At 33.9% G+C, this 12685-nt stretch carries 10 protein-coding genes; 1 reads left to right on the forward strand and 9 read right to left on the reverse strand.

Going from position 1 to position 12685, the window contains the following annotated elements; all coding sequences use genetic code 11:
* Positions 1-120 precede the first annotated feature (120 nt).
* The 3 genes from B6D18_RS11200 to B6D18_RS11215 form a co-directional block, all read right to left on the reverse strand.
* Positions 121-567 carry a hypothetical protein gene (locus B6D18_RS11200; protein ID WP_086364518.1) on the reverse strand — a complete coding sequence of 149 codons (447 nt, stop codon included), beginning with the start codon at positions 565-567 and terminating at the stop codon, positions 121-123.
* Between the two features lie 3 nt (positions 568-570).
* Positions 571-1029 carry a Panacea domain-containing protein gene (locus B6D18_RS11205; protein ID WP_086364519.1) on the reverse strand — a complete coding sequence of 153 codons (459 nt, stop codon included), beginning with the start codon at positions 1027-1029 and terminating at the stop codon, positions 571-573.
* Positions 1030-1956: 927 nt separating this feature from the next.
* The gene (locus B6D18_RS11215; protein WP_086364521.1) at positions 1957-3000 is read right to left on the reverse strand and encodes a type II asparaginase; all 1044 of its coding nucleotides are present in this window, start codon (positions 2998-3000) and stop codon (positions 1957-1959) included.
* A gap of 766 nt (positions 3001-3766) precedes the next feature.
* Here B6D18_RS11215 and B6D18_RS13075 point away from each other — a divergent pair.
* Positions 3767-3946, forward strand: coding sequence for a tail fiber assembly protein (locus B6D18_RS13075; protein WP_371328902.1), 180 nt, complete (start codon positions 3767-3769; stop codon positions 3944-3946).
* Here the strand turns inward: B6D18_RS13075 and B6D18_RS11220 are convergent.
* Genes B6D18_RS11220 through B6D18_RS11245 form a run of 6 tightly spaced genes read right to left on the reverse strand, consistent with a single transcriptional unit; the run spans position 3943 to position 12501 of the window.
* Entirely contained in the window at positions 3943-4470 is a 528-nt protein-coding gene (locus B6D18_RS11220) for a tail fiber assembly protein (RefSeq protein ID WP_086364522.1), read from the reverse strand. The genes B6D18_RS13075 and B6D18_RS11220 overlap by 4 nt on opposite strands.
* A gap of 1 nt (position 4471) precedes the next feature.
* Positions 4472-6601, reverse strand: coding sequence for a pyocin knob domain-containing protein (locus tag B6D18_RS12780; RefSeq protein WP_216818959.1), 2130 nt, complete (start codon positions 6599-6601; stop codon positions 4472-4474).
* 53 nt (positions 6602-6654) lie between these two features.
* On the reverse strand, positions 6655-10443 hold the full coding sequence (locus tag B6D18_RS11230; RefSeq protein WP_086364523.1) for a DUF1983 domain-containing protein: 3789 nt from the start codon (positions 10441-10443) through the stop codon (positions 6655-6657).
* Positions 10444-10450: 7 nt separating this feature from the next.
* Positions 10451-11053 (reverse strand): tail assembly protein, encoded by a 603-nt coding sequence (locus B6D18_RS11235; protein ID WP_086364524.1) that lies wholly within the window; start codon positions 11051-11053, stop codon positions 10451-10453.
* A complete protein-coding gene (locus B6D18_RS11240; RefSeq protein ID WP_086364525.1) occupies positions 11043-11765 on the reverse strand; it encodes a C40 family peptidase in 723 nt (240 codons plus the stop codon). Before B6D18_RS11240 ends, B6D18_RS11235 begins: the two co-directional genes overlap by 11 nt.
* A gap of 1 nt (position 11766) precedes the next feature.
* Positions 11767-12501 carry a phage minor tail protein L gene (locus B6D18_RS11245; RefSeq protein WP_086364526.1) on the reverse strand — a complete coding sequence of 245 codons (735 nt, stop codon included), beginning with the start codon at positions 12499-12501 and terminating at the stop codon, positions 11767-11769.
* Positions 12502-12685: the final 184 nt, after the last annotated feature.

Here is a 12685-nt window from a genome sequence, read left to right on the forward strand (position 1 = left end):
GTATATATTCATATACATATAGAAATTAAGTAAAATTTATTATAGCGCTGTAATTATATATATGATTGATTTTAGGAACAAAAAAAGCTACCGAAGTAGCTAATTATTAATTCTAAAAATCTATTTTTCTTTTTTATCTTCTTTTTTATCTTCTTTTATTGAAGGAAAAAGTCCTCTAATCAAACTTAAAAATGCTGCAAAGATATTTAATGATGTCGCAGTAGTGATTGCAATCAAAACATGATCCGAAAAAATTTCAAATCCACCACCATTTTCATGTCTGGTTAAGAATTTAGTAACTCCATAAACAAAAAGCAATATAGCCCATCCCCATAGCGATTTTTTTACTACCTTAAATGCTTTGAATGAATATTTGTCTCTAAGTTGACGATCAGCTTTTTCTCTTTCATATTGCTCTTGCTTTATGGAAACACTTACTCTTTTCTCTTCAATCTCAAAATCTAAGTCTTCTTGTGATTTAGGTGGTTTTTCTATACTACTATTAAGATTATTCTCATCTTGGGGAGAAAACTTAACTTTTATATTTTTTAGAGAGTCTTTAATCATAAATCACTCAGTATCTAGCTTCATTTCATCTAAAGTAATTACTGAGCCATCAGGACCGCTAATCGCCCATGCGGTTCCGTCTTGATGTGTCATATTTGATAATTGCTCTGCTGAAAATGAGCCATATACTTCTAGAATTCTATCTAGATATTGACCAATCAAATTATCTTTAATCACAGGTTCAACAAAAACCGTATCATTATTTATAAACTCTAAATCACCTATTTTAGAAGTAATATTATTTGCCCCATAATACTTTAATTTATGATATAAAGACGGGATAACTGGTCCATAATGCCAACGAGAAAAATGTTCATCAATAAGAGGTTCATTATTTAATGAATAATACCAAGCCTGAGCATAATAAATTAATTTCTGCATTTTCATTGGAGAAATTTCAATGTTCTTTTTTTCTGCAATCTCTAATATTGTATTTGCTACAGCAATTGTAGAATAAGCCATATATCCCTCCTATGAGCAATGTCTTTTAGATAATGTATATCGCAAAACAGCTAATATAATTAGCCAAGTTACCATAAATCCTGCTACAACATATACCATATATAATTCATATAATGCTGGATGTTCATTTCCATTAATATTAAAAATTATCAGATAAGCAATAGAAATACTAATAACAAAAGCAATTAATAGTGATATAAAAACAGCAATTCCTTTGATTGTTATTTTATCAAGCCAAATTGTTATTTTCTTAAACAACTTAAATTTCTGCTTTTTGGGATATCTCATTACAAAAAATCACCTGTTTATTTATACAGTTTAATACGATTACGCTGGTTGTCAATATAATACCATTCATAGAAATATATATTTTTTTACATTTGTATTCAATATACTAATAATGGTTATTCAAAAAAATCAGAAGAGTTCTTATTGGCAATGTTATTTTTAACAATGTCTTCTATTTTGTCAATTATTGATTATTTAATTGCTATGATTATTTTTTCATATTTTCTAAACTGCCTACACGGCAGTGAACATTCATCAGCAGTACAATTTCCTCGTTGTGATTTTCTAAACTACCTACTCGGCAGTAAATTGACTAATTTAGTATTCCATCGAGGTTTGCAATTTCTAAACCTCCTACACTATTTTTTTAATTAATTATCACACTTTTATTTTAACCCATTAATGTTAGCGGTTGAATCTATGATTTTATAAGATCAAAATGTTATTCTAAAACAACAAACAAAATCACTTTTAACTGTTACTAAAGGAGCCTGTATGCCTTGCTCCATTACTAATATATTTTATTGAATGATGTCCATTGATATTATGTAAAAGAAATTGCCTCTCGCAGCTTTTTAATTGTTTTTGTTCAGAATTAAGCTGCAAGTATCTACCTTGCAGCCATAAAATTTATTCTAACTAATAACTATGAAAATATTGCTGAATTAATTCTGGATTTTTAGTTTTAGTTAATGCTGTCATAAGTAAGATTCGGGCTTTTTCAGTATTAAGCGAATCAGAAACTAATCCTGGTAATGTGTTGTTTACAGGAACTATCCCACTACCCGTTCGAGATGAACGTACAACAACAATACCCGCATTTTCTGCTTTTTTTATGCCTCTATCACTTCTAACAGAAGTAGATCCAGCCCCTGAACCTGCATAAACAATACCATCTACATGGTTTTCGATAGCTGCATCGAACAAATACTCTGGATCATCCTGATAACCATATAAAATAATCACTTTAGGTAACGCTTTAACACCGCTAAGATCAAAAATAGAATTTGATGTATGAAGTTTGTCAATTTTGGTTTCAAAGTGTGGTTTTGCTGCTATAAAAACACCTAAATATCCCTGTTCTGCGGCTTTAAAGGTATCTGTGGTTGTGCCATTAGTCTTCGTTATAAATCGGGCTGAGCCTATTCTATCGTTAAGTACAACCATGACACCTCGCCCTTTAGCTTCTGAAGTAGATGCCAATGTTACAGCTTCTAATAGATTCATTGGTCCATCGGCACTAATAGCGGTCGCGGGACGCATGGCTGCAGTCAAGACAACAGGTTTATCACTTTTTACCGTTAAATGAAGAAAATAGGCTGTTTCTTCAAGTGTATCTGTACCATGGGTAATTACAACGCCATCAATATCATCTTTTGCTAATAGTTCATTCACACGGTTTGATAGTTTTAAAATAATATCACTGGTCATATCATTACTGCCGATATTAGCTACTTGCTCACCATCAATTTGAGCAATATTTTTTAATTCAGGAACCGCATCAATTAATGTTTGCACGCCCAATTCACCGGCTTTATAACTAACGGTATCGGTATTGCTTGCAGCCGAACCGGCTATTGTTCCTCCAGTTGCCAAAATAACAATATGAGGAAGTTTTGTCTCACCAAAACAGAATGTACTTATTAAAAATAGAGTGGTGAAAAGTATTATTTTATATTTCATCTTTTTTCCTTATTGATAGTAAATAAATATCCTTTAATTTACCATGCAAAATCTAGACCAATTTAAATAAAATTAAATTGTCGCTAAAAATATCTCAATAAATAATTTGAATTATTAGAATACATAGTGAAGATAATCAGGACATGCTTTATCTATTATTAAAATAAATGCACCTAAATGATGCAATTTGCTCTTAATGATGCAATTTTAATTCTTAAAATTGAGCAAACACAGATAGCTAACTCGTTTTATACAATGAATTCGCCATATTCAAAAATGACTAGAAATAAAAACGCAACCAAATGCCATTTTTTTAAATCATTCGGCAAGCTTGTTGATTAATAATGAACAATAATAAAACATTTGATAGATTTCTCTACTGGACTTGAACCAATGACCAATCGATTATAAACCACTTTTATAGTTTTATTGAATTGAATTTAAATTATTAGAAAAACAAATAATTAAACAGGTTCCCACCCTTGTTGCTGTATATTTATTTACTATTTTTTATAGCTTTTCGCAACCTTTACGGCACAAATATGTTACACGCCGATTACCCTATTCTTATCCGTTATCTGCCTTTCATATTTCATACCACAAGTTTACATAACTATTTTTTATGATAAATAAAACTAATTATTTTTAACCTAATTAAAACAGCAAAATACATTTTGTAATGTTTATATTAGAACAATACCCTATGATTTTGTAAACTTCCATAAAACTGTAACGTATTTTGTATTAAAAATTAATAACAGCTTTTATTTGTTTTAGTGCAAAATACCCATTTTTTTGGAGTGGTGTATTATGTTTTTCATCTCTAAAATATTTAAATCAAGATGACGATGTTGCAATGTTAAAAAAATGGAAATTATATCGAATTAATCTAAAAAAATTAGATACCTCAGATATTAATGTCATTTTCCCAATAAAGCCCGTTTAGGGCTTTTCAGGAAATACTACAGGGATATTTGATACATCAATGCGATTTAGCAGAATTCTATATTTTTTCCACGCTTTTAATTTATCTTCATCACCATCTTCTGACATGCCAAAATCTATAGTATCTTGTAATATGGATATATTTTCATTAGCCTCGTTTAGTAGTGAAGCTTTTAAAGCTTTATTCTGTTTTATTTTGTATGCATTTTGCTCGTCTTCATCTAAAATCCACTTATCACCGCTCCAATGGCTAAACTGAAATGGCTCTAATAAAGTAAATCCTGCTTTAACTGGACCTAAATAATCGATTTTACTAGGCTCTAGAGTTTCTATACTATAAGCTGTTTCGCCACGATGATCTTTAACTAACACCCATTCGCCATTTGATTCGCATGGGTGGAAGCCTTTTTTAAATTCTGGTGGAATACGCAATGCATTATCTGGAGCAAATGTATCATCATTAGCTTCAAGTTGATGTGTGAATGGTTTTAGTTCATTTGTATTGTCGAAATAATAATTAATCATATTACACTCCGAGATAAATTGCTGGTGTCATTCCAATATTGAGTGGTCGATTTTCATTGGCGGTTGGTACAACTCGTGACGCATCAAATAGAATATCCGTATGCCAACCGTGAGCATTCCCATCGTAAGCTGGCGCGGCATTTGCATTAATTTTAAATGCTCCAGATGCTTCTAAGGCCGATACTATAAAATTTCCGTATCTTGCCCAAATATTTCTGATTGTATCATGCTCGACACTACCTACCTGGCGAGTAGTTCCATTGACTGCACGTTCAAAAAAACCCCGTCCATCAGGCGCAAATGCAGATGGCACATTAATATATTGCTGACCATTAATATTTTTGATAGTTATCTGATGATCACGTTTATAATTATCGGATAACCCGTTCAAAGCTTTTCCCTGCGGTGAACTTAGCAAATAGTTATCTCCGTTTCTGAAGTACCATCCAAACGGTAATTCATTAGCACGGAACGGCATTAAACGAAATTCACCGATATTATCTTTTATGACTATATGATCACCTACTGAATAGGTAGGTACGCCATTTACTACACTTTTAGTAGCGGGTAAGGCACTGACTATATCCGCAGACGCATTAGCTGTCGTAATGACTTCATAAAAAGGTTGCTTGCCATCTGGGGTTGAGCAACGATAATAAATTCGAGGTGTTTTACTGTAAACAACAGCTAATTTCTCAACGTACCAATTTTTAGTCCATGCTGGATAAACAATGAGGCTAGCTGAGTCATCTCGATTTTGATATTCTGTTAACTCAGGAAACGCAGTTGTTCGAGTTGCATAACATCCACCTTTTAACGTTTCATCTGGATTATCTATTTTTGGGCCTGTTAATGCCCCTATCCCATAATCTCCTGTTTGTATGAAAGACTTACTATTTGCTGTCGTAATAATTTCATTCCACGCTTCCCATGTTTTTGTACCTCCTCGATAATTACGAATAAATTGTCGAGCATTTCTATATGTAGTATAAATTTGACAACATCCAGCACCATCAGCTCCATTTTTAAAAACCTGCAAAGTTCCTGCTTCACCAATTGGATAACCTCGTTCTGTAACCGCTGATGCATTTTGCGCTTGATAATAAATTCCCTCATTCGATCCTGTCAGTTCATTTAGATTTATTGTTGTTGACAGATCGCCAAATGTTTGGATGGCGTCACCAGTTTTTAGCACTGATTTACCATTGATGACCACGTCATTTATATATTGAAAACTCCACGAATTGATTGTTGAGTTATATACTAATTTGCTCAGCCACTGTTTTTTTTCTGCATCATAGAAAATATGTGAATAATTATCATCTGCCGTTATGAGAGCCATTATATTTTTGTTGTCATAATTGATTTTTAATCCATTTTTAGACAAAATCAGTTGTCCAGACATCGTATCACCAGTTTTTTTAACTAACGTCGATGTATCAATTGAAGACGCCCATTTTTTTGCGTTATCTTCAGATGTTTTAGCATTTTTGGCGGCACTATTTGCGTTATTTTCTGATGCTTTTGCTATTTTGGCACTATCTGATGAGCTTTTAGATGACAGTTCAGAGGCTGATGCTGATTTATTGGCAGTTTCGGCATAAATTTTTGCATGGTTTGCAAAACCTTCAACAGTTTCACTCACATTTTTAATAGTTCCGGCTGATTTATTAGCGGATTCTGCAAAATTCTTACCTTGTTCAACAAGTTTCAATAATTCTTTTTGTATTGAGTATTGAGATTTAATTGTAACAACTCGCCCATCTGGTGCGGTTAACGTTACTTCCCCATCTCCTGTTAATACTGTCTGCCAGCCTTCCATTTGCTGTTGATAATAGTTGAACATTTCAGATATACGTAATGCTAATGTTTCAATCGATACTTTGGGAGCTGTAGGTATTTCGTATGATAACCCTGATTTAGTTTCACCATTATATGGCTTAGCCAATGTTAATTCGGTATCAGTTTGTACTGATGCAATTTCGTGTATCTCAATTGTGTTATGTTTTTTTAATATCAGCATTTGCCCAGCACAAATACCAATAAGTGGATTGGTCCATTTTGTCCCACTTCCAATAACTTTTTTGCTTTTTTGCTCCAGTGTTATAGAGCCTTCTTTATACCATGACATATTTACCTCTTTGGTATTTAAAACTATTCATTAAAATTTGTGCTATTTGATTTTTATTCTTTAGTAATAAATAAATTAACAGCAGTTGGATATTGACCATACCCCCGTGATTTTAGCTGGAGTGTTGTGTTGGCGGGTAATCTAAAAAACCACGACGAACTACCGAAGCTAGATGCGTATTCAGGAGCTTTAGTACCGACTACAAATAAATGACTATTTTTTTTAATAACCTTGCCATCCGAACTAGTAAAATCGTTACCATTATAAATTGCATAGCTAGAGAACTGTTCTACACTACCCGAATTAGCGTAAACAACAACTGTAGGTGTGCTTATAATTCTATTGAACGGCTCTGGCTCAATAGTTATTGAACTTCCAGTAAAGAAATAAATAATTTTCGCAATATCACCCACTATTTGCTCTGCTGTTAATTTACCCCTAACTTGACAATTTTCATTGATAACAACGTTATTCATCTCTCCCGATGTTGCTTTAAGCCTTCCCGAAATATCAACATCAACAGCTTTTAACTTGCCGTCATTTCTTGATAATTGCCAACCAGATTTCCCATCTTGAAAGTTATCAGATTGAATAACATTACTAATCTTTGCACTAGTAATTGATGCATCTTTGATTTTTGCATCAGTTATTGTTCCATTACCAATTACTGTATTACTAATAATGACTTGATTGCCTTGTGTTGTGAAAATCGTTTGAGGATTACCGTCAGCAGTATTCATGATTGAAAAACGGTCTTGTAAAAAGATAACATTTGACTGCATGCCTTTATCGGTATTTTCAACACCGATACTCATTCCTGCTGCATATTGCTGACCTTTACTATCTACTTTAACTTTAATGCTACGTTGGGCTGAAACTTTTCCATCCAGATTATTTACCGTTTTACTAACATCCGATATAGAGGTGGAAACGTCACCAACTTTTGTATTGATAGATTGAATTGCTTGTGCTGTTGCTGAGTTTTGATTTGTTGTGACCTGTTTAAATTGGGATAAATCACTACTAACATTACCAACTTTTGCGGTTAATGAATCAATCGATTTGCTTGTTGCTGAATTTTGTTCCGCAGTTGTTTGTCTTAATTCAGATAAATCGCTACTGACGTTACCATACTTTGAATGTAATTCTTTTAGTGCTATCGATGTAGCTTCTTTTTCAGATAATAAAACAGCATTAGTTTCTTTAATTTCAGCTGATAACTTACTGTTTTCAATTCTCCGTTGTTTAGACTCAATATCATTAGCTAATGCATTTTCAATAATAGCTTTGGCATTATCTATCGAGTTGTTAACAACATTATCAATAGAATCAACTAATGAATTCCAAGCATCGGTTTCCTTAATCTCATTAAAAATATGATCTGTTAAATCATTAGTATTAGTGTTTGATATGCCTCTAACCCAATCTGTCCAATCGCTTGTGTTACCAATTTTATCAACTAATCTAGCTCGATAAAAAAAGACTTGTCCTATCGAAAGCCCCATTTGAGAATGACTATAACTTGGATAAGGAACATTGCTAAGAAGTAATGCATTTTCTTCATTTTCATTAGTTGAGTATTGAATTTCAGTATAACTTGTATCACCACTACCTTTTGGAAATGACCAACTTAAGTCAATGCCAAATATCACATCCTCTGAAGCAGTAAAATTTACTGGTTTTTCTGGTTTGCCAATCTTACCTTTAATCGCTGTAGCTTCTGAGTAAGCCCACGGTGAAGATGTTTCAACTGCATTGACCGCACGCACACGAACATCGTAAACACCGGAATAAATGCCATTAACAGTAAAACTTGTACCATTAGTTTGTCCGATATTTATCCATGTACACTTATCTTTGCGCCATTGCGCAATGTAATTTATAGCACCATCTACTTTATCCCAATTGACTTCTAGAGAGGCTACAGATAAGCCTTGTGACACATAGCTACTTTCAGAAATAACGATATTTTTAGGCGCAGATATAGTACTTGACGGTGTTACAGTTATTGGTTTAGGTTCTAATCTTACACCATTGTCAATATATTTAAACTTTTCCGGATCATGTTGAACAGCAGTAATAGTAAATTGTTGATTCTCTTTAGCTGATATGGATGTTACTCTATAATACTGAATAGCAACATTATCACTATCAATACACCAAACTGCTCCAGCAACAGGGTGAACTTTATAATTGGCTGTTACAGTAACTGTTCTTTTATCTTTACTAATTGATTTTATAGTTCGGCTTTGTGCTGTTCCGTCAGGTAAATTAATTACCAATCTATCGCCAACATCATAGTCAACGGGTCTATCTAATGTAATTTTTCTACCATTAACCTCATGAATACGTCCTCCATTTTCCTTTCCAGAACGTGATGGATCGGCAATACCGATTATGCGGGCAGGTAAAGGAATATAACCATCAAGACCTACAGAAAATGTTACAACGCCATCTTTTACATTAGAGAGTAATGCCCAGCGGCCTCGTCGCTGCGCCTCGCTTTGTGATGTACAACCAATAGCTGTTAGTTTCATTACATTTACATCATACCGACGCATTAGGTCATTATCCCAGACTGTTTCAACATCATCGCAGTAATGATTGTCTGGATTTGAATAGGCGACCAGACAAGAGGTATAACGATTTTTATAAGAGCCACCTGCATAAACAATATCACCAATAACATTAGAAGGGTGATAAATAAAATCAGGCTCATCTTGTGGCATATCTGACGTTAAATAGATTTGGTCATTACCCCAAAAAGTTATACCTCTAAATGAGGCAACCAAATCTTTTAATACTGCGTAAGCGTCGCGTTGACTTTGTATATACTCATTGCAAGTAAAACGAGGTTCTTTACCGCCTTTGCCATCAGAAACCATCTGATCGCAATATTGTCCCAGTTGATAGATAGCCCATTTATCAATCATAGAAGACTCAATTCTTGTTCCCATTCCAGCTATCTCATCACGCATTAAATAATGGGCTATCCAGGCAGGATTATTTGTATAAGCCATCTTGAATGTACCATTCCATTCGCCAAAATATGTTCTTGATACAGGGTCATAATTGTCTGGAACTTGAACAACCTTACCTTTCAATTTACATGTTACTAATGGAACAGAGCCATTAAATTCTGACGCATCTAGCTCTACATATAACAATGCGGTGTTAGGATAACGTAATTTGTTATCAATCACTTCTGCATATGAAGAAACACCAAATGCATTCACTAGTTTACTTGATTTTGAATCTGGAGTTATTCGCCTAACACGAATAGTCCACCCTTGAATGGCATTAGGAAGATCTATACGGTGATCTCGTTGATATGCTGATGTGGTTTTACCATCGAATTTACCATTTAAAACAGTTTCAAAAGCACTACCATCAACAGATAAATCAATAGTATAATGTGTTGTCGTTCCGACCATATCGCCATTATCTCTATAACTAACATGAGATGGTAAATTAAGTTTAATTCTTACTGCATCCAACTCTAAATTGGAAAATGAACGTACCCATGGCATATCAGTTTTAACAGCAAAATTTGCTTTTAATTCATTGCTGACCTCAGGCATACCTTGAATATAATCTTGCGTTTGACTGCCATTGCGAAATTCCCAATGAACACCTTTAAAATTATACGTTCCGTCTGGATTAGCTAACGGTGTTTTATCGATAAATATATTTTGCGCCGTTAAACTACCTTCAATTTCGCCTTCACTTAGTGCTATAAGCATTTTAAGTTTAGCGGTTGAAAGCAAGTTGTCAGGTTGCTCGTAAGGATTGTGCGGTTTCTTACTTCCACCTTTTTGACCTTCTATAATTTGCGTTTCCATGATTCACCTATTGCTGATCTTCTGTATAAATACCGGCATTAATAAATGCGCCACCGATTTCACGTTCACCAAATAATATCGGTATAGGATGACCTACCGCATCCGTATTAACCGGTGAACCAAAGGCATAATTAGGTTTATTTTCAGCACTGGAAGAAGTACCTGCATTAAATTTTGGCTGAGGAGTTAGCATTTGAACAATACCTCCGAGAGCCATACTGATACCGACACTAGCCAAAATGGACGAGGCTTCAATTGTTGCACCTAAAAGTGTTAACGACGCACCACCTGTAAAAAATGAAGCAACAATTGCTACCACGCCGATTACAACTTGAAGAAACCCTCCCCTTTTAGCACCTTGAGATACCGGCATAATCATGTAATTTCTACCAGTTGCATTGATATCAAATTCGTCAATACCGATATTTTTACCATCTACAAAAAAAGCAAACTTGATCCCTTTTAAATGAGCGCTTGACATATATTTTTCGAAACCTTTTTTGGTTGCACATAAAGCTCTCAATAACTCTTTGATGTTTTTTACGTCATATTGATGGTTTTTACCAAATTGTTTAGCCATTGCGCCTTTAAAGGTTAAATTACTTAGCATCGAATAACTCCTTATGTCGTACAATGCGAACTGTTCTATCTCTATAATATTTTCCGTAAGGGGTGCGTGAGGATAATTGACCAAATGCATGATGAAGAAGGCGATTATCACCGATATAAATTGCGGCATGATTGGTTACGTTTGCATTCAAACGCATCATAATAATATCGCCCAGCTTGATATCGCTTAATTCAACCTCAATAAATCCCTCTGTTTGCCAATGATCTTCATAGATATTTTCTTTACCGTTTTCCCACCACTCACGGGGAACAGAATAATTCTTAAGCGTTATGTTATATTCACGCTGATAGTAATCTAAAATCAGCGACCAACAATCAGCATACCCAAGTAACCATTGTCGGCCGGTATAATCTCGATCACATCGAGGAGAAATTGTGCAGAAATCACCTTCAGGAAAAGAAACAATCCCCCACTCAATTCCCGAATAATCACATTGAATACGATCAAACTCAGATGGCACTAACATCGGTGAATCTGGGTGGGAATGGATAATCATAATAATTTCACCTTGTTCTTCAGCTTTCAACTGTTCATCAGGGGAAATTTGAAAATGTTCTTTAGGATTATCTGATATATTTTTACAAGGAATAAATTTTTGTGTTTTACCTGTATCAACAATCAACCCACAGGCTTCATTTGGATACTCTTTTTCAGCATGTTTAATAATTGCATTAAATAATCTCTGTCGCATATTACTTACCTTGAAGATTGGCTGCAGGAAAACCACCAAATGGAAGAGGATTATTACCATGCCTTGCTTTGCAATCTTTTAATAAACCACCACATTCATCTTTTGCGGGATCATCTGTCGGTATTCCATCTTTAGTAAAATATTTATCACCAGTATAATCACAACCATTACCACTTCGATACCAACCACGCATACACCAAGTACAAACTGTAGTTATCTGACGGGTAGGAAGTTGTAAATTTTGTATATCAAATGGAGAGCAAAGTTCAAATTTGATTACTTCTTTAGTTTCTTCTTTCTTTTTATTAATAAAGAAAAGCTGAACTCGTTCTTGAAGAGGATCAGCATGAGGGTTGCCATCAAGCCAATTGCAATCATCAAGATACTTAGCCATTGTTGTGTGAATTTTAACTTTAGCTTGTACTAAATCTTCATAATCAAGACAAAGTTTGGTCACCTTGCCATCAATATTACCTATGGATAATTCTGGCGTTGGTTGAGATCCAGTACTACTTAACTCAATACCACTTAATTCGTATGGAAAAGGAAAATATTCGTGACCTTGCCAATGAATAGATGGCATATTTTCATAAATAAAAGATGCCCAACCTTCCAATGGTATGTTATGAGCATGAAATCTTAAAACTTCATCAAGTCCAAATTTAGAACCATCAACTTCTATGAGTTGTATTAGTTGATTTCCTTCAAGAGTTTGTAAATCTTGAGTTATAGACATTTATTTTCTCCAGACATAAAAAAACCGCCGAATAGCGGTTTATGGCGAATAACTTCTATTTTCTCTTAAAAGTTAAAATTTTTTTAAAACTTATTAACTCAGATATAAATAAATCATGGTTAATTTTCTTATTAAGACACTATATTCATCAAAAATAAGCTTAAAAGTTAGAAATATATTATTT

This window comes from Gilliamella sp. A7 (genome assembly GCF_002142015.1).
GTDB classification, from domain to species: domain Bacteria; phylum Pseudomonadota; class Gammaproteobacteria; order Enterobacterales; family Orbaceae; genus Gilliamella; species Gilliamella apis_A.